This window comes from Massilia sp. BSC265, assembly GCF_000740675.1.
In the GTDB taxonomy this organism is placed as follows: Bacteria; Pseudomonadota; Gammaproteobacteria; order Burkholderiales; family Burkholderiaceae_D; genus Telluria.
Window position 1 is genome coordinate 162441 of sequence record NZ_JPXI01000030.1, and the last position, 23072, is coordinate 185512.

21 protein-coding genes are annotated in these 23072 nt (G+C 64.6%); 13 read left to right on the top strand and 8 right to left on the bottom strand.

From position 1 onward, the window contains the following. Nucleotides 1-11: 11 nt before the first annotated feature. The gene (locus MA09_RS10555) at nt 12-1112 is read right to left on the bottom strand and encodes an aromatic ring-hydroxylating dioxygenase subunit alpha (protein ID WP_036247904.1); all 1101 of its coding nucleotides are present in this window, start codon (nt 1110-1112) and stop codon (nt 12-14) included. 336 nt (nt 1113-1448) lie between these two features. Here MA09_RS10555 and MA09_RS10560 point away from each other — a divergent pair, with 336 nt between their 5' ends. From MA09_RS10560 to dxs, 3 genes are read left to right on the top strand one after another with little or no spacing between them, the layout of a single operon-like run. Next, the gene (locus MA09_RS10560) at nt 1449-1688 is read left to right on the top strand and encodes an exodeoxyribonuclease VII small subunit (protein ID WP_036247906.1); all 240 of its coding nucleotides are present in this window, start codon (nt 1449-1451) and stop codon (nt 1686-1688) included. After that, nucleotides 1685-2575 (top strand): polyprenyl synthetase family protein, encoded by an 891-nt coding sequence (locus MA09_RS10565; RefSeq protein ID WP_036247909.1) that lies wholly within the window; start codon nt 1685-1687, stop codon nt 2573-2575. The genes MA09_RS10560 and MA09_RS10565 overlap by 4 nt, the downstream gene beginning before the upstream one ends. Then, nucleotides 2576-4447: a 1-deoxy-D-xylulose-5-phosphate synthase gene (gene dxs, locus MA09_RS10570; protein ID WP_036247912.1), complete on the top strand. Its 1872-nt coding sequence runs from the start codon at nt 2576-2578 to the stop codon at nt 4445-4447. It begins immediately after the preceding gene. Nucleotides 4448-4558: 111 nt separating this feature from the next. Here dxs and MA09_RS10575 read toward each other — a convergent pair whose 3' ends face one another. After that, a complete protein-coding gene (locus tag MA09_RS10575) occupies nt 4559-5257 on the bottom strand; it encodes a 2OG-Fe(II) oxygenase (protein ID WP_036247914.1) in 699 nt (232 codons plus the stop codon). 4 nt (nt 5258-5261) lie between these two features. After that, a complete protein-coding gene (locus MA09_RS10580; protein WP_036247917.1) occupies nt 5262-5816 on the bottom strand; it encodes a cob(I)yrinic acid a,c-diamide adenosyltransferase in 555 nt (184 codons plus the stop codon). A gap of 81 nt (nt 5817-5897) precedes the next feature. Here MA09_RS10580 and MA09_RS10585 point away from each other — a divergent pair, with 81 nt between their 5' ends. The 6 genes from MA09_RS10585 to MA09_RS10610 all read left to right on the top strand — a co-directional run bounded on the left by MA09_RS10585 (nt 5898) and on the right by MA09_RS10610 (nt 12711). Beyond that, nucleotides 5898-7379 carry an FAD-linked oxidase C-terminal domain-containing protein gene (locus MA09_RS10585; RefSeq protein ID WP_036248032.1) on the top strand — a complete coding sequence of 494 codons (1482 nt, stop codon included), beginning with the start codon at nt 5898-5900 and terminating at the stop codon, nt 7377-7379. Between the two features lie 5 nt (nt 7380-7384). Next, complete coding sequence (gene glcE / locus MA09_RS10590) at nt 7385-8431, top strand: glycolate oxidase subunit GlcE (protein WP_036247919.1); 1047 nt, start codon at nt 7385-7387, stop codon at nt 8429-8431. Nucleotide 8432: 1 nt separating this feature from the next. Further along, a complete protein-coding gene (gene glcF, locus MA09_RS10595; RefSeq protein WP_036247922.1) occupies nt 8433-9659 on the top strand; it encodes a glycolate oxidase subunit GlcF in 1227 nt (408 codons plus the stop codon). A gap of 110 nt (nt 9660-9769) precedes the next feature. Continuing rightward, entirely contained in the window at nt 9770-10138 is a 369-nt protein-coding gene (locus tag MA09_RS10600; RefSeq protein WP_036247924.1) for a hypothetical protein, read from the top strand. Nucleotides 10139-10231: 93 nt separating this feature from the next. After that, nucleotides 10232-10546 (top strand): hypothetical protein, encoded by a 315-nt coding sequence (locus MA09_RS10605; RefSeq protein ID WP_036247926.1) that lies wholly within the window; start codon nt 10232-10234, stop codon nt 10544-10546. 113 nt (nt 10547-10659) lie between these two features. Further along, the gene (locus MA09_RS10610; RefSeq protein ID WP_036247928.1) at nt 10660-12711 is read left to right on the top strand and encodes a glycoside hydrolase family 97 protein; all 2052 of its coding nucleotides are present in this window, start codon (nt 10660-10662) and stop codon (nt 12709-12711) included. A gap of 124 nt (nt 12712-12835) precedes the next feature. On the opposite strand, the gene MA09_RS10615 is transcribed toward MA09_RS10610, so the two are convergent. Next, nucleotides 12836-13318, bottom strand: coding sequence for a glutathione peroxidase (locus MA09_RS10615; protein ID WP_036247930.1), 483 nt, complete (start codon nt 13316-13318; stop codon nt 12836-12838). Between the two features lie 159 nt (nt 13319-13477). On the opposite strand from MA09_RS10615, the gene MA09_RS10620 reads away from it, so the two are divergent. Together MA09_RS10620 and MA09_RS10625 are read left to right on the top strand one after the other, a co-directional pair. Next, nucleotides 13478-15823, top strand: a complete 2346-nt coding sequence (locus MA09_RS10620) for an outer membrane beta-barrel family protein (protein ID WP_081897540.1) — start codon at nt 13478-13480, stop codon at nt 15821-15823. Nucleotides 15824-15895: 72 nt separating this feature from the next. After that, nucleotides 15896-16429: a pentapeptide repeat-containing protein gene (locus tag MA09_RS10625; RefSeq protein WP_081897541.1), complete on the top strand. Its 534-nt coding sequence runs from the start codon at nt 15896-15898 to the stop codon at nt 16427-16429. A gap of 153 nt (nt 16430-16582) precedes the next feature. Here MA09_RS10625 and MA09_RS25520 read toward each other — a convergent pair whose 3' ends face one another. From MA09_RS25520 to MA09_RS10645, 4 genes are all read right to left on the bottom strand, one after another. Further along, the gene (locus tag MA09_RS25520) at nt 16583-18289 is read right to left on the bottom strand and encodes a methyl-accepting chemotaxis protein (protein ID WP_036247933.1); all 1707 of its coding nucleotides are present in this window, start codon (nt 18287-18289) and stop codon (nt 16583-16585) included. 22 nt (nt 18290-18311) lie between these two features. Then, entirely contained in the window at nt 18312-18776 is a 465-nt protein-coding gene (locus MA09_RS10635; RefSeq protein WP_036247936.1) for a chemotaxis protein CheW, read from the bottom strand. A gap of 398 nt (nt 18777-19174) precedes the next feature. Continuing rightward, nucleotides 19175-20311, bottom strand: a complete 1137-nt coding sequence (locus MA09_RS10640; protein WP_036247939.1) for a PilT/PilU family type 4a pilus ATPase — start codon at nt 20309-20311, stop codon at nt 19175-19177. Nucleotides 20312-20326: 15 nt separating this feature from the next. After that, nucleotides 20327-21370, bottom strand: coding sequence for a type IV pilus twitching motility protein PilT (locus tag MA09_RS10645; RefSeq protein ID WP_036247942.1), 1044 nt, complete (start codon nt 21368-21370; stop codon nt 20327-20329). A 79-nt stretch (nt 21371-21449) separates the two neighbouring features. On the opposite strand from MA09_RS10645, the gene MA09_RS10650 reads away from it, so the two are divergent. Together MA09_RS10650 and proC are read left to right on the top strand one after the other, a co-directional pair. Beyond that, nucleotides 21450-22154: a YggS family pyridoxal phosphate-dependent enzyme gene (locus tag MA09_RS10650; RefSeq protein WP_036247945.1), complete on the top strand. Its 705-nt coding sequence runs from the start codon at nt 21450-21452 to the stop codon at nt 22152-22154. Between the two features lie 9 nt (nt 22155-22163). After that, nucleotides 22164-22979, top strand: coding sequence for a pyrroline-5-carboxylate reductase (gene proC, locus MA09_RS10655; RefSeq protein ID WP_036247947.1), 816 nt, complete (start codon nt 22164-22166; stop codon nt 22977-22979). Nucleotides 22980-23072 lie beyond the last annotated feature (93 nt).

Sequence of the window (23072 nt, forward strand, 5' to 3'; positions counted from 1 at the left end):
GTTCCTGGTAATTACAGCTCGAGCTTGCTTCGGTACCACTCGTGGAAGTGCTGCATCCCGTCTTCCATCGGCGACTGGTAGGGGCCGACTTCGTTGACGCCGCGCTCCATCAGGATCTTGCGGCCGGCATCCATGCGCAGGCCGATCTCGTCGTCCTCGACCGCGGTCTCCATGTAGGCGGCCCGCTCGGCTTCCACGAATTCGCGCTCGAACAGCACGAACTCCTCGGGGTAGTAGAACTCGACCACGTTGCGGGTCTTCTGCGGCCCGACCGGCCACAGGGTCGACACCACCAGCACGTTCGGGTACCACTCGACCATGATGTTCGGGTACAGGGTCAGCCAGATGGCGCCGTACTTCGGCGGCTGGCCGTTGTTGAACTTCAGGACCTGTTCCTGCCACTTCTTGTAGGCCGGCGACCCCGCCTTCTGCAGCGCGCGGTTCACGCCCACGGTCTGGACGCTGTAGTCGCGGCCGAATTCCCACTTCAGGTCGTCGCACGAGACGAAATTGCCCAGGCCCGGGTGGAAAGGCTCGACGTGGTAATCCTCCAGGTAGACCTCGATGAAGGTCTTCCAGTTGTAGTCGCAACCGTGGATCTCGACGTGGTCGAACATGTAGCCCGAGAAGTCCAGGTCCTTGGTCACCGACAGGTTCTTCAGCTTCTCCATGACGTCGTAGCCGTTCTGTTCGAACAGCAGGCCGTTCCAGTTCTGGAGCGGCGTCTTCGACAGGTTCAGGCACGGCGTCTCCGGAAAGTGCGGAGCGCCGATCAGCTGGCCCTTCAGGTCATAGGTCCAACGGTGCAGCGGGCACACGATGGTATTGGCATTGCCGCGGCCATTGAACATCAGCGCCTGGCGGTGACGGCAGACGTTGGACAGCACTTCGATGCCGCCCGCGTTGCGGACCAGCATGCGGCCTTCGTTTTCGGATGCAAGTGTCGCGAAATCGCCTACCTCAGGCACCATCAATTCGTGGCCGACGTAACGTGGGCCCTTGTGAAACAGCTGCTGCAGTTCGCGCTGCATCAGCGCATTGTCAAAGTAGACATCTACCGGAAGCTGCGCGCACGAGCGCGCCAGCTTGGCGTGGGTAGCCAGATCGGACATCCCAACCCCCCTTTAATCAAGTACTACCAAAGAAGAGAAAGAATCCAAAGACCAAAATCTTAGGAAAAGGAATACGGTATTTCGGACAGAACCGAAGATTATACCGTGGAAACAGACTCAGGGGTCAGGGGCCGTCACGGGCAAGCGGCGAAACCGCGCAAATAAGTTGTTGAAAACTCACGGGTTTCAGGAGGATAGACGCCATTGCGTTAAAATGTTTCATAAAAGCAAGTTGCGAGCGGTGCAATGTGCGCCCCCTTGAGGGGAAGGATTGATCTAAAATACGCGATTGGACTGACCCATGGCGCACTCTTGCGCCTTTCCCCAAGCAAAGTTATGTCAAATAATACGAATGCGCCAGAATCCTTCGAAGGCGCGATGGCCGAGCTGGCCCAGCTCGTGTCGCAGATGGAATCCGGCCAGCTTCCGCTCGAAGCCTCGGTGGCCGCCTATGCGCGCGGCTCCGAGCTGGTGAAGTATTGCGCGGCCCAGCTGGAAAAGGTCGAGTCCCAGGTCAAGGTGCTCGAAGGCGACATGCTGAAACCCTTCTCCGCCGAAGGCGAGGGCGAGCAATGACGCAGTCATTCCAGGACTGGATGCAGCAGGTACAGCAGGACGTCGAGCGCGCGCTCGGCACCTTCCTGCCTGCCGGCACGACCGTCCCGCACAAGCTGCACGAGGCGATGCGCTACACCGCGCTGGGCGGCGGCAAGCGGGTGCGCCCGCTGCTGGCCTACGCGAGCGGCGACCTGTTCGGCGGCGACGCTGGAGTGCTGGCGCGCGTGGCCAGTGCCGTCGAGATGATCCACGTGTACTCGCTGGTGCACGACGACATGCCCTGCATGGACGACGACGACCTGCGCCGCGGCAAGCCGACCGTGCACGTCGCCTATGACGAAGCGACCGCGCTGCTGGTCGGCGACGCGCTGCAGGCCCAGGCCTTCGAGACCCTGGCGGGGATCGCGTCCCTGCCGCCCGCGCGCCTGGTGTCGATGCTGCGCCTGCTGGCCGAAGCGGCAGGATCGAGCGGCATGTGCGGCGGCCAGGCGATCGACCTTGACAGCGTCGGCCTGGCGCTCACGCGCGAGGAACTGGAGCGCATGCACCAGCTCAAAACCGGGGCCATGCTGCGCGTCTCGGTGATCCTGGGCGCGCTTGCCGGCCGCGACCTGTCGCCGGTCGAGCTGGAAGCCCTGGGCGCCTATTCGAAGGCGATCGGCCTGGCTTTCCAGGTGGTGGACGACGTGCTCGATGCGACGGCCGATTCGGCCACGCTGGGCAAGACCGCGGGCAAGGACGCCGCCGACAACAAGCCGACCTACGTGTCGATCCTCGGGCTGGACCAATCGAAGGAACTGGCCGAGCAATTGCGGCGTGAAGCGCACGAAGCGCTGGCGCCATTCGGAGAACAAGCACTGCGGCTGCGCGAACTCGCGGACCTCATCGTGCAGCGGAAGGCATAAATGAACCTGCTAGAGACCATCAACGACCCCGCGGACCTGCGCAAGCTGCCGCGCACGCAACTGACCCCGCTCGCGACCGAGTTGCGCCAGTTCCTGCTCGATTCGGTGTCCAAGACCGGCGGACACCTGTCGTCGAACCTGGGCACGGTGGAGCTGACCATCGCGCTGCACTATGTCTACAACACCCCGCACGACCGCATCGTGTGGGACGTGGGCCACCAGACCTATTCGCACAAGATCCTCACCGGCCGCCGCGGGCGCATGCCGACGCTGCGCCAGCTGAACGGCCTGTCGGGCTTCCCGAAGCGCGACGAGAGCATCTACGACACCTTCGGCACCGCGCACTCGTCGACCTCGATCTCGGCGGCCCTGGGCATGGCCAAGGCGGCCAAGCTGAAAGGCGAAGACCGCCACGCCATCGCCGTGATCGGCGACGGCTCGATGACCGCCGGCATGGCCTTCGAGGCCCTGAACAACGCGGGCGTCGAGGAGGACTGCAACCTGCTGGTCGTCCTGAACGACAACGACATGTCGATCTCGCCCCCGGTGGGCGCGCTGAATCGCTACCTGGCGCGCCTGATGAGCGGCCAGTTCTACGCCGCCGCCAAGAATGTCGGAAAAAGCGTGCTGCCGGGTCCGGTGCTGGATCTCGCGCGCAAGCTCGAAGAACACGCCAAGGGCATGGTGGTCCCGGCCACGATGTTCGAGGAATTCGGCTTCAACTACATCGGCCCGATCGACGGCCACGACCTGGATTCGCTGATCCCGACCCTGGAGAACATCAAGAAGCTCAAGGGCCCGCAGTTCCTGCACGTGGTCACCAAGAAGGGCCAGGGTTACAAGCTGGCCGAGGCCGAGCCGATCCTGTACCACGGCACCGGCAAGTTCAACCCGCTCGAAGGCATCAAGGCGGCTACGGCACCGGCCAAGATCACCTACACCGAAGTGTTCGGCAACTGGCTGTGCGACATGGCGGCCGCGGACAAGCGCCTGGTCGGCATCACGCCGGCGATGCGCGAAGGCTCGGGCATGGTGCGCTTCCACCAGCAGTACCCGGAGCGCTACTTCGACGTCGGCATCGCCGAGCAGCACTCGGTGACGTTTGCGGGCGGCATCGCCACCGAAGGCCTGAAGCCGGTCGTGGCGATCTACTCTACTTTCCTCCAGCGCGCCTACGACCAGCTGATCCACGACGTGGCCCTGCAGAACCTGGACGTGACCTTCGCGCTCGACCGCGCAGGCCTGGTGGGCGCCGACGGCGCCACCCACGCCGGCAACTACGACCTGGCCTACCTGCGCTGCATCCCGAACATGGTCGTCATGGCTGCATCGGACGAGAACGAGTGCCGCCAGATGCTGACCACGGCATACCACTATCCCGGCCCGGCCGCGGTGCGCTATCCGCGCGGCGCGGGCGTCGGAGCAAGCATCCAGGAAGCCTTGAGCTCGATCGAGATCGGCAAGGGGGTGGTAGCCCGCGAAGGCAAGGGCATCGCGATCCTGGCCTTCGGCTCGATGGTGGCGCCGAGCATCGCGGCCGGCGAAGAGCTGAACGCCACGGTGGCCAACATGCGCTTCGTGAAGCCGCTCGACGTGGAACTGGTCAAGCGCCTGGCGAAGGAGCATGACTACCTGGTGACGGTGGAAGAGGGCTGCGTGATGGGCGGCGCAGGTAGCGCGGTGATGGAAGCGCTGGCGGCGGAAGGGATTGCCAAGCCGGTGCTGAACCTGGGTCTGCCGGACAAGTTCATCGACCAGGGGGATCCGGCGGCGCTGCTGGCTTCCGTTGGGCTGGACGCCAAGGGCATTGCGGCGTCGATTCGCCAGCGTTTTGCAGTCGGTGAACCGCGCCTGGTCGTCAACAACACCTGAACTGTAGCGTGGGCGGGTTTCCCGCCCACGCGGTGATCGTTATCGGCGCCGTCATCGTGCCGGATGATCTTGCGGCAAACTATCACCGCGTGGGCGGCATGGCCGCCCACCCTACGAACCCCCGAACAGTGCCTCCGCCCTCTGGAACAAAATCCACGAGGTCGCGATGTACTTGTCCCCGCTCCTGGAAACATGCCCCTTGTGGGTATGCGTAAACCCCGCCGGCGCAATGATCAGGCGTCCCGTGCGGGCCTCGACCTTGCGCCCCTGGTACAGGAACTCCGTCTCCCCGCCGTCTTCCACGTCGTTGAGGTAGAACTGCCACAGCAGCACCCGGTGCAGGGTCTCGCAGCTGGCGTTCTGCGGGTAGATCTCGGAATGCCAATGATGGTAGCCGCCGGTGCCCTGCAGGTACTTCTGCAGGTTGATGCTCCCGACCCGGTACATCGACTGCATCAGCGCCACGACGTTCGGCGTGCCGCATTCGTCGAAGTTGCCAAGGGACAGCGTCACCGGCTCGCCGGTCTGCGGATGCGCCACCTGCGGCGACAGCGCGCCGATCAGGAGCATGCGGTACCGGTCCATGTACTGCGCCAGGTGGCGCGCCATGGTCTGCGTGAGCAGGGCGCCGACGTCGTCCCATTCCGGGTGCCCGTTGATGGTCAGGTCGTAGCTGTCTTTCTTGCTGACGTCGACCCCGTTGCCGGTGCGGCCGCGCGCCACCTTGCCGCTGGCGTCGAAACGCGCGCGGATCGCCTCGCACTGCTCGGCAGTGAGGGCCTGGTCGTAGATGCCGATGAAGTCTTCCATCGGTTTATCCGCGCTTGCGCTCGTGCTGCCACAGCACGTCGCTGCCGCCGGCGAAGCGGTTCAGCACGCGCGCCAGCACGAACATCAGGTCCGACAGGCGGTTCACGTACTGGCGCGGGTGCGGGCGGATCTCCTCGGCATGCGACAGCGCCACGATGCTGCGCTCGGCGCGGCGGCACACGGTGCGGCATACGTGGGCGAGCGAGGCGGCGCGCGAGCCGGCCGGCAGGATGAATTCCTTCAGGATCGGCAGGTCGGCGTTGTACTTCTCGAGCAGGCCGTCCAGGCGAGCAACGTGCTCGTCCTTGATCATCTCGTAGCCCGGGATGCACAGCTCGCCACCCAGGTCGAACAGGTCGTGCTGGATCGAGATGAGTTCCTCTCGCAGTTCGGCCGGCATCTCTTCGCACAGCAGCAGGCCGACGAAGGAGTTGAGCTCGTCGACTTCGCCGAGGGCGTGGATGCGTGCACTGTCCTTGCCGGTGCGGCTGCCGTCGCCGAGGCCGGTCGTGCCGTCGTCGCCCGTGCGGGTGGCGATTTTCGAAAGTCGGTTGCCCATGATGTAGCCTTATGAAATATTGTAAAAAAACGATAGGGCGAGCATACGACAAAACGCGTCAATTGTGCCTACAATGTCATGATGAACGCCTCCGTCTCCACCCTTGTCGCCCGGCGTGAACAGGTCACCGCCGCATTGCGCGCGCGCTTGCCCGATGGCTGCGTCCTGTCCGATCCCGAAGATACCCGTCCTTACGAATGCGACGGCCTGGCTGCCTACCGCCAGCTGCCCATGATCGTCACGCTGCCCACCGGCGAAGAGCAGGTGCTGGCGATCTTGAACACCTGCCGCGAGCTGGGCGTGCCGATCGTGCCGCGCGGCGCCGGCACCGGCCTGTCCGGCGGGGCGCTGCCGATCGCCGACGGCGTCGTCATCTCGACCGCGCGCCTGAACCGCATCGTGCGGGTGGATGCCTTTGCGCGCACCGCCGTGGTCCAGCCGGGCGTGCGCAACCTCGCCATCTCCGAAGCGGCCGCGCAGTACGGCCTGTACTACGCGCCCGATCCCTCGTCGCAGATTGCCTGCACCATCGGCGGCAACGTGGCAGAGAACTCGGGCGGCGTCCACTGTCTGAAATACGGCCTGACGGTGCACAACGTGCTGCGCGTGCGCGTGGCCACCATCGACGGCGAGATAATCGAGCTCGGCAGCGAAGCACTGGATGCGCCGGGCCTGGACCTGCTGGCCGTGTTCATCGGCTCCGAAGGCATGCTCGGCATCGTGACGGAGGTCACCGTGAAACTGGTCCCGAAGCCGGCGGTGGCCCAGGTCGTCATGGCCTCGTTCGCCGACGTCATCACGGCCGGCAACGCGGTGGCCAGCATTATTGCCGCCGGCATCATCCCGGCCGGCCTGGAAATGATGGACCGCACCTCGGTGCGCATGGTCGAGCCTTTCGTGCGCGCCGGCTACGATACCGATGCCGCCGCCATCCTCCTGTGCGAGGCCGACGGCACCGCGCTCGAAGTGGCGGAAGAAATCGAACGCATGAAGGCGGTGTTCGAGGGCGCCGGCGCCACGGCGATTGCCGTCTCGCAAAGCGAGGCCGAGCGCATGCGCTTCTGGTCCGGCCGCAAGAACGCCTTCCCGGCGGCAGGGCGTATCTCGCCGGATTATTACTGCATGGACGGCACCATTCCGCGCAAGCAGCTCGCGAGGGTACTCGGCGGCATCGAACAGATGGAGAAGACCTTCAACCTGCGCTGCTCGAACGTGTTCCACGCGGGCGACGGCAACATGCACCCCCTGATCCTGTTCGACGCGAACCAGCCGGGCGAGTTCGAGCGCGCCGAAGCCTTCGGCGCGGCCATCCTGGCGCTGTGTGTCGAAGTGGGCGGCACTATCACCGGCGAGCATGGCGTAGGCATGGAAAAGATCAACTCGATGTGCGTGCAGTTCGGCCGCAAGGAGCTCGACGCCTTCTTCGAGGTCAAGCGCGCCTTCGATGCGCCGATGCTGCTCAATCCGGACAAGGCCATCCCGACCCCGCACCGCTGCGCCGAATTCGGCAAGATGCATGTGCACGGCGGCGAGCTGCCGTTCCCCGAACTTCCGCGCTTCTAGAAAACATGCAGTCGATCGAACAATTTCAGGAACGGGTGCGCGCCGCCGCAGCCGACAAGACGCCCCTGCGCATCCGCGGTGGCGGTACCAAGGACTGGTACGGCCAGCGCCTCGAAGGCGAGATCCTCGATACGCGCGGCTATACCGGGGTCAATGACTACGAGCCCACCGAGCTGGTGATCACGGCGCGCTGCGGCACGCCGCTCTCCGAGATCGAGGCCGTGCTGGCGGAACGCAAGCAGATGCTGGCCTTCGAGCCGCCGCATTTCGGCGAGAACGCCACCCTGGGCGGCGTGGTTGCCGCTGGCCTGGCCGGTCCGCGCCGTGCCAACAGCGGCGGCGTGCGCGATTTCGTGCTGGGCGCGAAGCTGCTGGACGGGAAGGGCGATGTGCTGACCTTCGGCGGCCAGGTGATGAAGAACGTGGCCGGCTACGACGTCTCGCGCATGCTCGCCGGCTCGCTCGGCACGCTGGGCCTGCTGCTGGAAGTGTCCGTCAAGGTATTGCCGAAACCCTTTGCCGAAACGACGCTGTGCCTGGAACTGCCGGAGCATGACGCGATCCGCAAGCTGAACGAATGGGGCGGCCAGCCGCTGCCGATCTCAGGCAGCTGCTGGCACAACGGCATCCTGTCGCTGCGCCTGTCGGGCGCCCAGGCCGCGGTCGATGCGGCCGTGCGCCTGATCGGCGGCGACATCATGCCGAATCCTGCAAGTTTTTGGGCAGACCTGCGCGAGCAGCGCATGCCTTTCTTCCGCGGCGACGAGGCGCTGTGGCGCCTGTCCGTACCCTCGGCAACCAGTGCACTTGTGCTCGGCGGCGTGCAGCTGATCGAGTGGGGCGGCGCACAGCGCTGGCTGCGCAGCGACCTGGATGCCGCTACAATTCGCCGTACCGTCTGCGCCGCCGGCGGCCACGCGACCCTGTTCCGGGGCGGCGATAAATCCGTGGGCGTGTTCCAGCCGCTCCAGCCCGCCATCGCCCGCATCCACGAACGCCTGAAGAATTCCTTCGATCCGGCGCACATTTTCAACCCGGGAAGAATGGTCTGACATGCAAACCAACCTGGCCGACTTCATCAAGGACACCGCGGACGGCAAGGAAGCGGAAGCGATCCTGCGTGCCTGCGTGCACTGCGGCTTCTGTACCGCCACCTGCCCGACCTACCAGCTGCTCGGCGACGAGCTCGACGGCCCGCGCGGCCGCATCTACCTGATCAAGCAGGTGCTCGAAGGCGCCGAGCCGACCCGCAAGACCCAGCTCCACCTGGACCGCTGCCTGACCTGCCGCAACTGCGAAACCACCTGCCCGTCGGGCGTCAAGTATGGCCGCCTGGTAGACATCGGCCGCCGCGTGGTCGAGGAACGCGTGCCGCGTTCCCTGAAAGACCGGGTGAAGCGCACCACGCTCAAGGAATTCCTGCCGCGCACGGCACTGTTCAAGCCGGCTTTCAGGGCAGGGCAGTTGGCACGCCCGTTGCTGTCCAAAGGGCTGCAGGACAAGCTGCAACCCGCGCGCAGCGCCGGCGCCTGGCCTGCACGTTCCCATGCGCGCAAGATGCTGGTGCTGGAAGGCTGCGTGCAACCGGGGATGGCGCCGAACATCAATGCAGCGACCGCGCGCGTGCTTGACGCCTTTGGCGTACAGCTGATATCCGCACCGAAAGCCGGCTGCTGCGGCGCCGTGCGTTACCACCTGAATGACCAGGCGGCCGGCCTGGACGACATGCGCCGCAATATCGACGCCTGGTGGCCCTACGTGGAGCGGGAAGAGATCGAGGCGATCGTCATGACGGCTTCCGGCTGCGGCGTCACCGTCAAGGAGTATGGCCACCTGCTGGCGCACGACGAAGCCTATGCGGCCAAGGCCGGGCGCATCTCGATGCTCACGCGCGACTTGTCCGAAATCCTGCCGGAGTTCGAAGAGCAGATCGCCGCCAAGCTGAAGGGCAGGATTGCGAAGCGCGTCGCCTACCACCCGCCCTGCACGCTGCAGCACGGCCAGCAGATCCGTGGCAAGGTCGAGGGCGTGCTGCGCGCCGCCGGGGTCGACGTCACGCTGTGCGCCGAGAGCCACCTGTGCTGCGGCTCGGCGGGCACCTATTCCGTGCTGCATCCCGAGATCGCGCACGAGCTGCGTGACCGCAAGCTGGCCAACCTGCAGGCCTGCAAGCCGGACGAGATCGTGTCTGCGAACATCGGCTGCATGACCTACCTGCAGTCCGGCACGCAGACCCCGGTCACGCACTGGATCGAGCTGATCGACCGGGTCCTGGCCTGATCTCAATCCTTGTTCAAGATCTGACCCGCGCCCGGTTGGCGCAGCAACCCGGCCCCTTGGCTGATTGTCTATAGTGGCGTCAAGACGATCGATCACATCAGGAGGGCAGGATGGAAGCAATCAGGATGTTGCAGATAGCGACGTATTTGTTCGTCCTCACTGCACTTGGCGGCATCGCCATGAGCTGGATCCGTTTTTCACTCGGCAAGAACCCCGCTTCCTGGCTGGCCATGGCCCACGGCTTCCTGGCGGCTGCCGGCGTGACCTTGCTTGCGTATGCGGTATTCATGCTGAACGGGCCGGGGATGGCGCTTGTATCCTTGTTACTGTTCCTCGGTGCCTCGGTTGGCGGCGTTGTCCTGAACCTGTATTACCATTTGAAGGATCAGCCGCTGCCGAAAGGGATCGTGCTAGCCCATGCGGTCATCGCAGTGATCGCCTTCGTCTTGCTGTACATGGCAGCGTTTACCGACGGCTGAAGCCAGGTCGACGCCTCGCTGCTTCATGCGCTACGCGCCGCATGCGGTCGCTGCCGTGCTAGGATCGCCCCGTTTGCATGCAGAGGACCGATCTTGAGTTTCATTTTTCAACTTGTCCGTGAAGACGAAGGCCTGCCACCCATGGTCGTCTTCGAGGATTCCACCACGCCCGGCCTCGTGCCCGTGTGGGACGAAGCCGGCGTCTACGACGTGCTCTACAACAGCGACGGCAAACTGGCGCGCGATGTGTCGCGGGCGATTTCCTATGGGCTCGACCGCGTCACCGGGGACAGCTCGCTGGCTCAGTTGATGCCGCCTGGTGTCTCGCAGGGCGAAGCGATCCGCTTCCTCGAGAACGTCAACCGCGCCTGCATTACCCACGGCGCTGCCTGGATCCAGACCCGCTGAGCTTCCCGAAGCGTGCATTGGTAGTCGAGCTACATCTTTTTGTCTTAATATGTGAAGCTCAGCTGTAGGAAAGGTAGTTTTCCTACGGCCGGGGCCAAGGACAAGGAGACGCCATGCACTTCCACCGCCCATTTGCCGGCGCCACTGCCGCGCTGGCCGCATCCTGCCTGCTGGCCCTGCCGGCCTGGGCCCAGCAGATCATTGCCAGTGCGGCTTCCCCAAGCAATGTGCTCAGCGTGCAAGTGCAGGTCGACGGCATGGGCAAGCTCGCCTATGGCGTCAAGCGCAAGGGCAAGGACATCATCGCCCCGTCGCGCCTCGGCTTCAACCTGGCCAATGCGCACAAGCTCGACGGCGGCTTCAGCCTGCGCCGCCAACATGTCAGCGAGCATGACGGCACCTGGGAGCAGCCCTGGGGCGAGCGCCGCTTCGTGCGCAACCGCTACCGCGAGCTGCGCGTGGACCTGGAGCAGAAGAACCGCGCCGGCCGCCGGCTGGCGGTAGTGTTCCGCATCTATGACGACGGCGTGGGCTTCCGCTACGAATTCCCGGCCCAGCCGCAGTTGAAGGAAGCCGAGATCATCGACGAGCTGACCGAGTTCACGGTGGCCCAGCCCGCCACTGCCTGGTGGATTCCGGCCGGCGAACTTCCCGGGCTGGAAGAAGAAATCCGCAAGGCGCCGCTCAAGGAAATCGGGATCGCCAATACGCCGCTCACCGTGCGCCTGATTGATGGCACCCACATCGCCTTCCACGAAGCGGTGCTGGTCGACTACGCCACCATGTGGCTGCGCAAGGTCGACGGCCAGAAGCTGCGTGCCATGCTGGCGCCGTCGCCGAGCGGCCCGGCGGTCGTGCGCAAGGGCGCCTTCACCACGCCATGGCGCACGGTGCAGATCGCCGATAACGCGGCCGGCCTGTACATGTCCGACCTGGTGCTCAACCTGAACGAACCGAACAGGCTCGGCGACGTCAGCTGGGTGAAGCCCTCGAAGTTCGTCGGCGTCTGGTGGCAGATGCACCTGAATAGCGGTTCTTGGGCCGCGGGACCGAAGCACGCGGCCACCACCGCCAATGCGAAGAAATACATCGACTTCGCCGCGCAGAACGGCTTCCGCGGCGTGCTGGTCGAAGGCTGGAACAAGGGCTGGGAGAGCGACTGGGGCCACGGCGGCGCCGACTTCAGCTTCACCCAGCCGTATCCCGACTTCGACCTGCCGGGCCTGGCCGCCTATGCCAGGTCCAAGGGCGTGCGCCTGATCGGCCACCACGAAACCGGCGCCAACATCGTCGCCTACGAGAAGCAGATGGATGCGGCGTACAAGCTGTATGCGAAGCTGGGCGTGGACAGCATCAAGTCGGGCTACGTGCACGAAGCGGGTAGTGCGCTGTTGACTGGCCGCGACGGCAAGCCGCGCTACGGCCACTACGATTCGCAGGAAGGCGTGAACCACTTCCTGAAGGCCGTCACGGAAGCGGCGAAATACAAGCTGTCGATCGATACCCATGAACCGGTGAAGGACACCGGCCTGCGCCGCACCTACCCCAACTGGCTCACGCGTGAAGGCGCGCGCGGCGTCGAGTACAACGCCTGGGGCAACCCGCCCAACAGCGTGGACCACGAGGCCAAGCTGGTGTTCACCCGCATGCTGAGCGGCCCGATGGACTACACGCCGGGCGTCCTGAGCCTGGTGGGCGCGGAAGGCAAGACCTTCAACTCGACCCAGGCCAAGCAGCTGGCGAACTTCGTCGTGATCTATTCGCCGATCCAGATGGCGGCCGACCTGCCGGAGAACTACGCGAAGTATCCGGCCGCCTTCAAGTTCATCAAGGACGTGCCGACCGACTGGGCGGACACCCGTGTGATCAATGGAGAAGTGGGGCAGTACGCCACCATCGCGCGCAAGGACCGCGCGGGCGACGACTGGTATGTGGGTGCGGTGACGGACGGCGAAGCGCGCAACCTGGCGCTGCCGCTCGATTTCCTCGATAAAGGCAAACGTTACACCGCCGAGATCTACCGCGACGGCGACGCGGCCGACTACCGCAGCGAGCGCCGCTTCGACCTGGTGACCGAAACCAAAACCGTCACTGCGGCCGATATCTTGCAGATGCGCCTTGCCCCAGGTGGCGGGCAAGCGATCCGCCTGGTGCCGCAGCCTTGATTTTCGTAGCGTGGGCGGGTCTCCCGCCCACGCGGTGATTGTCTGCGGCAAGATCATCTCGCACGAGAGCGAACTATCACCGCTTGGGCAAGAAACTTGCCCACCCTACAAATGCGATCGTTACCTATTGCGCCAGCAGCTTCTCGATATCGCCCGCGATTTCCGCCGGCGCCGTCTGCGGCGCGTAGCGCTTGACCACCTCGCCGTCGCGCCCGACCAGGAACTTGGTGAAGTTCCACTTGATCGCTTCGGTGCCCAGTACGCCCGGCTTCTCGCCCTTCAGGTGCTTGTACAGCGGGTGGGCATCGTCGCCGTTGACGTCGACCTTGGCGAACATCGGAAAGCTCACGCCGTAGTTCTTCTCGCAGAAGGCGCCGATCTCGTCTTCCGTGCCCGGCTCCTGCTTGCCGAACTGGTTGCAGGGGAAGCCCATCACCACCAGCCCGCGCTCGCCATACTGGCGGTGCAGCTCCTCCAGCCCCTTGTACTGCGGCGTGAAGCCGCAGGCACTGGCGGTGTTCACGATGAGGAGCACCTTGCCGCGCCAGGCGCTCAGGTCCATCGGCCTGCCATCGAGCGTGGTAGCGCTGAAATCGAATACGTCCATGTTCTATTCCCTCGTCTGGAAAACAGGAAGTGTAAGCCAAGCATGCGCAAAACGTATGCATGCCCCGATCGCTCAAGTCCGTGCTTGTTATCTTTTGTTACAAACCATAAGAAGTTTGCATGCGACAATCCCGCTCGCCCAAACTGCCGAGCTGTATCCATGTCGACCCAATCTTACTTCGCAAACCATTCCCGTCATCCGCGCCGTTCCCTGATCGCGCATCTCGTCGCAGGCACGCTGCTCGCCCCACTGGTAGCCAGTGCACAGCAGGCCCCTGCCGTGCAGGAGCAGGCGAAGCAGGAAGCCGCAAAGCCCGCGCAGGCGCCGGTCCAGGCACAGGCAGCCCAGGCAACTGTTGCGCCGCCGGCACAGACGCCCGTCGAGTCCACCGTGACCGTCAGCGCGGTCCGCACCCAGAACCGCATCGACCGCCAGAGCTATGACGTCAAGGCCGATCCGGCCACCTCGAACGACTCCGTGGCGGATACCCTGAACAAGGTGCCCTCGGTCGCCGTCGACGCGGACGGCAACGTGACGCTACGTGGCCGCAACAACGTGCAGATCCTGGTGGACGGCAAGCCGTCGGCGATGATGCAGGGTGAGAACCGCGCGTCCGCGCTCGCTGCGCTGCCGGCGTCCGACCTGGAATCGGTGGAAGTCATCAATAACCCTGGCGCGCAGTTCGGCAACGAAGGCGGCGGCGGTCCGGTCATTAACCTGGTGATGCGGCGCGAGCGCAGTCCGGGCGGTGTGGGCGGGGTCAACGCGAACGTCGGCACGGAAGGGCGTTACAACACCGGCGCATTCGGCAGCTGGACGCAAGGCCGCTACAGCCTGCAGGGCGGCGTGTTCCACCGCGTGAACAAGAACGAATCGAGCGGCGAGCGCCGGCGCGAGCGCATCGATCCGGTCACCGGCGCGATTTCGCCCAGCCTCCGGAGTTCGACTGACGAGGTCCGCAGGGAAGACACCGGCGCCAATGCCCGCCTGGTCTACAACCTTGGTGACAAGGACGTCATCGGCGTCACCGCGAACTATTCGCAAACCTTGAGTGATGGCGACTCGGCCGAGCGCTACCGCAGCAGCAACGCGGCCGGCATCGTCGACAACGAGTACCTGCTCACCAGTACGTCCGGCGGGAAGAACCGCAACTACGGCCTGGGTGGCAGCCTGGAGCACAAGGGCGACGCGCCGGGCGAAAAATTCCAGATGGACCTGCGCATGTCGGGCAGCGACAACGACAGCGGAAGTGCCGGACGCTTCGACTACACGGTGCGTCCGCGCGGCCCCAGCGCGCTCGCCGACCGGCGGGCTAACGACAATCAAACCCGCATCGTCGACTTCACCGGCGACTATGAGCTGCCAGGCGAGCACGGCGTGATGAAGATAGGCTACAAGGTGGCGCGCAACAGCAGCGTGTGGGACAACGCTTACTTCGACGTCGATCCGCTCACCGGCAACGAGCGCGTCAATACCTCGCGCACGAACCGCTTCGAACTGACGGACATGACGTATGCGCTGTACGGCAGCTACCAGTGGCGCGTCAACGAGAAGTGGGGCGTGCTGGGCGGCCTGCGCGCCGAATATGCGGACCTCGACATGAACCAGGCCACCACCGGCCAGCGCGCCAGCAACCATTATTTCGACGCGATTCCGAGCGCCTTCGTCACGTACGGCCTGTCCGACGACACCACGCTGCGCCTGAGCTACGCGCACCGCATCCGTCGTCCGGGCGCGGGCGACCTGAACCCGTTCGTGATCTACCGCGATGAGCAGAATATCTCGTCGGGCAACCCGAACCTGCAGCCGACCAACTCCGATTCGCTGGAGCTGGGCATCGAGACCAAGCTGGGCAAGGTGAATACCAACGTGCGCCTGTACGCACGCCGCGACAGCGACCTGATTTCCGAGCGCCGCTTCCTGCTGGCCAACGACGTGCTCCTGACTACCCGCGAGAATGCCGGCAGCAGCCGTTCGGGCGGCCTGGAGTTCAACTTCAGCGGCAACGCCACTCAGCAGCTGTCGCTCAACGTAAGCGGCAACATCGGCTATTTCGAGCAAACCGTGCTGGGAAGCGTGAACGACGACAAGCGCAACGCCACGTCGATCAGCGGCCGCGCGTTTATCAACTACCAGATGGATGCCGCCAACAGCTTCAGGCTGATGCTGAACGGACAGGGCAAGACCCTGTTCGGCGAAGGCTACCGCGAGCCGAGCTACACGGCCAACCTCAACTATAGCCGCAAGCTGACGCCGGCGCTGACCCTGAACGTCAACATCAACGACCTGTTCGATTCGCAGAAGACGGAGACGATCACCGAGACCGACCGCTTCCGTGAATACAGCATCCGGCGCAACAATGGCCGCATGGCCTACATCGGCCTGAATTACCGCTTCGGCAGCTTCGCGGGGCCAGGCGGACAGCGCCGGCCGATGATGTTCGGCGGTCCTGGTGGCCCGGGTGGTCCCGGCCCCGGCGGCGTGATGGTCGGTCCCGGCCGCTAACTTAGAACGCCGCTTCAAACAGGGGGCGGCGGGGCAGGGCATGCATGCTGTCCGGCCGAACCACCGCCCCCTTTGCCATGCCCCGTACTACCGTCACCCTCAGCGGCGAAGCCGGCGCGCACCCGCTGGCAGCGTTGCCGCGCCGGCCGTGCCGATTTCGAGTCCGCCGACCTGGTCGACGCGCTCTTCGAATCCTCCGACCTGAACAACAGCAGCTGGCGCCGCGCGCGTCTGGCTTCCGCTTCCTTCCGCAGCTGCAAGCTGACCGGCGCGCAGTTCGAGGAGACCAGCCACCTGGCCTTGAGCTTCGAGGACACGCTGCTGGTCGGCGCCGACCTGCGCCGCATGTCCTTCCGCAAGGCAGTACTCAAGGGGCTGGATTTCGCGGATGCGGACCTGGCGGGCTGCGATTTCCGCGAGGCGGTGTTCGAAGGCGGCAGCCTGCGCGCCGCCCACATCAGGGACACGCGCTTCGAGGGTGCGGACCTGAGGGAAGCCGATATCGCCGGCCTGAAGCTCGCGAATGCAAGGCAGTTCGCGGGCGCGACCATCTCGGTACGCCAGGCGGCCGAGATGATGCGGGAGATGGGATTGAAGGTGGCGTGACGCCGGTCAGGTTGACTTGAAGTCCGGCCTGAAGCTCGTGTTCCAAGTGCTGCTCCCGGCCGTTGCCAAAACTTGAGCTCTAGCAATTTAGACAAGGCAGCAGCATGGACGGGAGAAAGAATGCGGCCCCATAGTGGCCGCATTCGCATTCGCTCAGAAGGTTTCCCATTCCTCCTCGCGCACGGCCGCCTTGCTGGACGCCGCAGGCGACGCCGGGCGGGCCATCGGGCGCATGGCAGGCGCGGCCAGGCGCGTGGCCGGCTTGCCGTGCACTGCAGGCGCAGCCACCGTATGCGACCGCGCATCCAGCTTGAACACCGACACGAGCTCGGACAGCTTGCCGGCCTGGTCCTGCAGCGACTCGGCCGCTGCCGCAGCTTCTTCCACCAGCGATGCGTTCTGCTGGGTCACCTGGTCCATCTGGCTGATTGCCATGTTGATCTGCTCGATGCCCGAGGTCTGCTCCACGCTGGCCGAGCTGATCTCGCCCATGATGTCGGTGACGCGGCGCACGCTGTCGACGATCTCGTCCATCGTGGCGCCGGCATGGTTCACCAGTTTCGCGCCGCTATCGACCTTGGCCACCGAGTCGTCGATCAGCAGCTTGATTTCCTTGGCCGCGGCGGCCGAGCGCTGGGCCAGGGTGCGCACTTCCGAAGCCACCACCGCGAAGCCGCGGCCCTGTTCGCCGGCGCGCGCCGCTTCCACGGCGGCATTCAGCGCCAGGATGTTGGTCTGGAAGGCGATGCCGTCGATGACGGCGATGATGTCGACGATCTTCTTCGACGAGTCGTTGATCGAGGCCATCGTGTCGACCACCTGCGCCACCACGGCGCCGCCGCGTTCGGCCACTTCCGAGGCCGAGGTCGCCAGGCCGTTGGCCTGGCGCGCATTGTCCGCGTTCTGCTGGACGGTCGAGGTCAGCTCTTCCATCGAGGAGGCGGTCTCTTCCAGCGAGCTGGCCTGTTCTTCGGTACGCGAAGACAGGTCGAGGTTGCCGCTGGCGATCTGGCGCGAGGCCGAGGCGATGGCGTCGGTCCCGTTGCGCACCTCGCCGACGATCTGCGCCAGGCTGTCGCGCATGCTCTTCATGGCAAACAGCAGGCTGCTCTTGTCGCCCGGGCGCAGCGCCACGTCGACGCTGAGGTCACCCGCGGCGATGCGGCCGGCGATGTCGCTCGCGTAGGCCGGTTCGCCGCCCAGCTGGCGGGTCAGGCTGCGCGTGATCACGACGCCCAGGCCGACGCCGAAGGCGGCGCTGCCCAGCACCAGCATCAGCATCATGGCGCGGCTCGATTCGTACAGCGCGCTGGCATCCTGTGCCGCCTCGTGCGCGTTGCGCTCCTTGATGCGGGTAAGGTCGGTCATGCGGGTATCGACCTCGTTGGCCTTGGGCGCGACGCTCAAGAGCAGGTAGTCGACAGCGGTGCGCTCCTGCTGCAGGCCATCGGCCAGTGCGCGCCGGGTGACTTCTTCCACCAGCGCCTCGTACTCCTGCACGCCGCGGTCGAGTTCAGCGAAGCTGCGCTTGCCCTGTTCGGAGAAGAACAGTCCACGTGCCTTGTCGAGGCTGGCATGCAGCTCGCCGCGTGCCCTGGTAATGGCGGCGATGGCGGCGTCGCGGTCCTTGTCGGTCGAGGCCAGCAGCATGCTGCGCACGGCACGGCCGATGTAGGCGAGGTTGATGTTGGCTTCCTTGACGTGCGAGATGCCGAGCAGTTCACGGGTGTACAGCCGGTCCGTGCGCGCATTCATCTGCGACATGTTGTAGATGCCGATGGCGGCCACCAGGGCGCCGAGGATGGAAAGGGTCAGGAAGCCTGCAATCAGGCGGGTGCCGACCTTCATTTGCTTGAACATGGGGATTCCGTATGGGTGAGGGTTAGGCCGCGAGGCGGTCGATCAGGCCGAGTTCGCTGGACGACATCAGGCCTTCGATGTCGAGCAGGATCAGCATGCGTTCGTCGATGGTGCCGAGGCCGAGCAGGAAATCGGCGCCGAAGCTGCTGCCCATTTCCGGCGCCGGACGGATGTCATCCGGGCCGAGGCGGACCACGTCCGAGACGCTGTCCACCACCATGCCGATGACGCGCCCAAGCACGTTCAGGATCACGACGACCCGGGGCTGGTTGGCGGCGGGAGTGATGCCGAAGCGCAGGCGCAGGTCGACGATGGGAACGATGATGCCGCGCAGATTGACGACGCCCTCGATGAAGTCGGGCGCATTGGCGATGCGGGTGACGGGATCGTGCCCGCGGATTTCCTGGATCTTCAGGATATCGACGCCGTATTCTTCCTCGCCGAGTCGGAAGGCAAGTACTTCGATAGGCTTGTTCTCTGTAGTCATACGATGGCTAGGTAATAAATAACTGCACCAATATTATCAAGAGTAACACATTGGTTTCTACAAGGAATGATTTCTTGAGCGCATTATCCATTAATTTAGTCATTTTTTCTGTAGGACAACTCCTATTTTTGACGAATTTATTGTTTTTAGAGTAAAAACTCAGCTACATTGCAGAAACATTGTGGGGTGTGCTGTTGGACGGAACAACTATGGAAGAGCGGTCGCGACTGCAATGCAGTCGGGTTCGCTCTGGGGAGCGGATTGCTTTCCTACACGGACCCTGCCGGAGTCAACTGATCGGGAATCAGCGATGCGGGGCTGTCGCCAGCGGCGGATTGAAGAGGGGGAGGAGGCGACGCCAGTGTCGCCTCCTTTCAGTCAGGTGAGACGGGTGCGGCTCAGACGATGCCGAGGTGGTCCATGCCGGTCGAGAAATCGCGGTTCTTCGCGTGCTTGCTGTTGAGCTTGATGTTCAGGCGCAGGTCGTTCACCGAGTCCGCATTGCGCAACGCATCCTCGTAGCTGATCTTGTCCGCCTCGTACAGGTCGAACAGGGCCTGGTCGAAGGTCTGCATGCCCAGCTCGCGCGACTTCTTCATGATCTCCTTGATCTCGTGGACGTCGCCCTTGAAGATCAGGTCCGAAATCAAGGGGGAGTTCAGCAGGATCTCCATCGCCACCACGCGGCCCTTGGCTTCCTTCTTCGGGATCAGGCGCTGCGAGATCAGGCCTTTCAGGTTGAGCGAGAGGTCCATCAAGAGCTGCTGGCGGCGCTCTTCGGGGAAGAAGTTGATGATGCGGTCCAGGGCCTGGTTGGCGCTGTTGGCGTGCAGGGTGGCCAGGCACAGGTGGCCGGTTTCGGCGAAGGCGATCGCGTGTTCCATGGTTTCGCGGTCGCGGATCTCGCCGATCTGGATCACGTCCGGCGCCTGGCGCAGCGAATTCTTCAGTGCCGCCTCGAAGCTGTCGGTATCGACGCCCACTTCGCGCTGGGTGATCACGCAGTTCCGGTGCGGGTGGACGAATTCCACCGGGTCCTCGATGGTGATGATGTGGCCGTAGCTGTGCTCGTTGCGGTAGCCGACCATCGCCGCCAGCGTGGTCGATTTACCCGAGCCGGTGGCGCCGACCATGATGACCAGGCCGCGCTTGGTCATGATCACGTCCTTCAGGGTTTCCGGCAGCTCGAGGTCCTCGAATTTCGGGATGGTGGTGGTGATCACGCGCAGCACCATGCCGACGCAGCCCATCTGCATGAAGGCCGAGACGCGGAAACGGCCCAGGTCGCCCGGGCTGATCGCGAAGTTCGCTTCCTTGGTCAGTTCGAAGCCGGCGGCCTGCTTGTCGTTCATGATGGCGCGCGCCAGGTCGGCCGTATGGGTGCCGCTCAATGGCTGGCTCGACACCGGCGTCATCCTGCCGTCGATCTTGATCGCCGGCGGGAAGCCGGCTGTGATGAAGAGGTCCGACCCGCCCTTGCTGACCATCAGGCGCAGCAGGTCGAACATGAACTTGGATGCCTGGTCGCGTTCCATGGTGTGTCCTCCTGCTTAACCTGGGAAGTTTTCCGGGATTTTCGCCGCGGCGCGGGCCGCGGCGCTCGAGATCACGTTGCGGCGCACCAGGTCGGTCAGGTTCTGGTCGAGGGTCTGCATGCCGACGTTGCTGCCGGTCTGGATCGCCGAGTACATCTGCGCGATCTTGGCTTCGCGGATCAGGTTACGGATCGCCGGCGTGCCGATCATGATCTCGTGCGCGGCCACGCGGCCCGAGCCGTCCTTGGTCTTGAGCAGGGTCTGCGAGATGACGGCCTGCAGCGACTCCGACAGCATCGCGCGCACCATTTCCTTTTCTTCGGCCGGGAACACGTCGACGATACGGTCGATGGTCTTGGCCGCCGACGAGGTGTGCAGGGTGCCGAACACCAGGTGGCCGGTCTCCGCCGCCGACAGGGCCAGGCGAATCGTCTCCAAATCCCGGAGCTCGCCCACCAGGATCGCGTCCGGGTCTTCGCGCAGCGCCGAGCGCAACGCGTTGTTGAAGGACAGGGTGTGCGGGCCGACTTCGCGCTGGTTGATCAGGCACTTCTTGGAGTCGTGCACGAATTCGATCGGGTCCTCGATGGTGAGGATGTGCCCGTACTCGTTCTCGTTGAGGTGGTTCACCATCGCCGCCAGCGTGGTCGACTTGCCCGAGCCGGTCGGGCCGGTCACCAGCACCAGGCCGCGTGGTTTTAGGGCCAGCTCGCTGAAGATCTTCGGCGCGTTCAGCTCTTCCAGCGACAGGATCTTGGACGGAATGGTACGCAACACCGCGGACGCGCCGCGCTCCTGGTTGAAGGCGTTGACGCGGAAGCGCGCCAGGCCGGGGATCGCGAACGAGAAGTCGCACTCCAGCACTTCTTCGTACTGCTTGCGCTGGCCGTCGTTCATGATGTCATAGATCATGCCGTGCACGTCCTTGTGCTCCAGCGGCGGCAGGTTGATGCGGCGCACGTCGCCATGCACGCGGATCATCGGCGGCAGGCCGGCCGAGAGGTGCAGGTCAGATGCCTTGTTCTTGACCGAGAAGGCGAGAAGTTCCGAAATGTCCATTGTCTTATAATCCCTGTGCCGTGCGTGGAGCCGTGGCGACCTGTTTCGGCTCTAAAAATATTTCCTACAGAAAATCATTATGTCCATAATCGCTGCGAACTTGCAAGCTGTCGAAGCGACAATCGGCGCCGCTTGCGCCTCTGCCGGAAGGGGCAGGAACGAGGTCGAATTGCTGGCGGTGTCGAAGACCTTCCCTGCGGAAGCCGTGGTCGAAGCGATGGCCGTGGGGCAGCGCGCCTTCGGCGAAAACTACCTGCAGGAAGCGCTCGACAAGATGCAGGAAGTGGCGCGCCTGCAACCAGATACCCCTGTCAGCTGGCATTTCATCGGCCCGATCCAGAGCAACAAGACGCGGCCGATCGCTTCCAACTTCAACTGGGTGCACACGGTGGACCGCCTGAAGATCGCCCAGCGCCTGTCGGAACATCGACCGCCGGAGCTGGGGCCGCTCGACATCTGCCTGCAGGTAAACATCAGCGGGGAGGCCAGCAAGAGCGGCGCCACCGAGGAAGAATTGCCGGAGCTGGCGCGCCAGGTAGCCGCTTTGCCGAACCTGCGCCTGCGCGGACTGATGGCGATTCCCGAAGCAAGCAATGACCCGCGGCAGCAACGCGACGCCTTTGCGCGCCTGCGCAAGCTGTTCGAGGGCCTGAGGTCCGACGGCCTGCCTCTTGATACCCTGTCGATGGGCATGTCGGGCGACCTGGCCGCTGCCATCGCGGAAGGCGCGACCATCGTCCGCATCGGCAGCGCCATCTTCGGCGCCCGCCATTACGAGTCATAAAGGAACAGCATGAAGATTGCATTCATCGGCGGCGGCAACATGGCCACGGCCCTGATCGCCGGCCTGGCCGGACAACTCACTGGCGCCGGCAGCCTGCACGTGGTGGATCCCAACCTTGATGCGCTCGCGCGCCTGGCCAGCCAGTACGGCGTGAGCACGGCAGACTCGATCGACGTGCAGGTGGCTGCCGCCGATGTCGTCGTGCTGGCTGTGAAGCCGCAGCAGATGCGCGAAGTCGCAGCGCAGCTCAAGCCGTTCCTTGGCGCGCAGCCGCTGGTGCTGTCGATCGCGGCGGGCATCCGCATCGCCGACCTGAGCCGCTGGTTGGGCGGCTATGCCCGCATCGTGCGCTCGATGCCGAACACCCCGGCGCTGATCGCCATGGGCATCACCGGCATGGTGGCGGGGGGCGAGGTCGACGAGATCCAGCGCTCGGCCGCCGACAAGGTGATGCGCGCGGTCGGCCAGACCGTGTGGCTGAAGGAGGAGAGCCTGATCGACCCGGTGACGGCGGTGTCGGGCAGCGGCCCTGCCTATGTCTTCTTCTTCCTGGAAGCGATGCAGCAGGCGGCACTCGAAATGGGGCTGGATGCGGAGCAGGGCAGGCAGCTGGCACTGGCTACTTTCACCGGCGCAGCGCAATTGGCGGCGCAGTCGAGCGACCCGGTCGAGGTGCTGCGCCAGCGCGTTACCTCGAAGGGCGGCACGACGCATGCGGCAATCACCAGCATGGAGGCCGCAGGGGTGAAGGAGGCGATCGTCGCGGCGATGAAGGCGGCCGCTGCGCGCGGCCGCGAATTGGGTGACGAACTGGGGAAGGATTGAGCATCGAATCGTAGCGTGGGCGGGTCTCCCGCCCACGCGGTGGTAGCCACCATCTGATGAGTCGCGGCCGTGCCGGCGCTGGTTGAACGCGTG

Coding starts and splice junctions, on each gene's coding strand:
- MA09_RS10555 (WP_036247904.1), bottom strand. CDS start 1,112: ATGTCCGATCTGGCTACCCACGCCAAGCTGGCGCGCTCGTGCGCGCAG.
- MA09_RS10560 (WP_036247906.1), top strand. CDS start 1,449: ATGTCAAATAATACGAATGCGCCAGAATCCTTCGAAGGCGCGATGGCC.
- MA09_RS10565 (WP_036247909.1), top strand. CDS start 1,685: ATGACGCAGTCATTCCAGGACTGGATGCAGCAGGTACAGCAGGACGTC.
- dxs (WP_036247912.1), top strand. CDS start 2,576: ATGAACCTGCTAGAGACCATCAACGACCCCGCGGACCTGCGCAAGCTG.
- MA09_RS10575 (WP_036247914.1), bottom strand. CDS start 5,257: ATGGAAGACTTCATCGGCATCTACGACCAGGCCCTCACTGCCGAGCAG.
- MA09_RS10580 (WP_036247917.1), bottom strand. CDS start 5,816: ATGGGCAACCGACTTTCGAAAATCGCCACCCGCACGGGCGACGACGGC.
- MA09_RS10585 (WP_036248032.1), top strand. CDS start 5,898: ATGAACGCCTCCGTCTCCACCCTTGTCGCCCGGCGTGAACAGGTCACC.
- glcE (WP_036247919.1), top strand. CDS start 7,385: ATGCAGTCGATCGAACAATTTCAGGAACGGGTGCGCGCCGCCGCAGCC.
- glcF (WP_036247922.1), top strand. CDS start 8,433: ATGCAAACCAACCTGGCCGACTTCATCAAGGACACCGCGGACGGCAAG.
- MA09_RS10600 (WP_036247924.1), top strand. CDS start 9,770: ATGGAAGCAATCAGGATGTTGCAGATAGCGACGTATTTGTTCGTCCTC.
- MA09_RS10610 (WP_036247928.1), top strand. CDS start 10,660: ATGCACTTCCACCGCCCATTTGCCGGCGCCACTGCCGCGCTGGCCGCA.
- MA09_RS10615 (WP_036247930.1), bottom strand. CDS start 13,318: ATGGACGTATTCGATTTCAGCGCTACCACGCTCGATGGCAGGCCGATG.
- MA09_RS10620 (WP_081897540.1), top strand. CDS start 13,478: ATGTCGACCCAATCTTACTTCGCAAACCATTCCCGTCATCCGCGCCGT.
- MA09_RS25520 (WP_036247933.1), bottom strand. CDS start 18,289: ATGTTCAAGCAAATGAAGGTCGGCACCCGCCTGATTGCAGGCTTCCTG.
- MA09_RS10635 (WP_036247936.1), bottom strand. CDS start 18,776: ATGACTACAGAGAACAAGCCTATCGAAGTACTTGCCTTCCGACTCGGC.
- MA09_RS10640 (WP_036247939.1), bottom strand. CDS start 20,311: ATGGAACGCGACCAGGCATCCAAGTTCATGTTCGACCTGCTGCGCCTG.
- MA09_RS10645 (WP_036247942.1), bottom strand. CDS start 21,370: ATGGACATTTCGGAACTTCTCGCCTTCTCGGTCAAGAACAAGGCATCT.
- MA09_RS10650 (WP_036247945.1), top strand. CDS start 21,450: ATGTCCATAATCGCTGCGAACTTGCAAGCTGTCGAAGCGACAATCGGC.
- proC (WP_036247947.1), top strand. CDS start 22,164: ATGAAGATTGCATTCATCGGCGGCGGCAACATGGCCACGGCCCTGATC.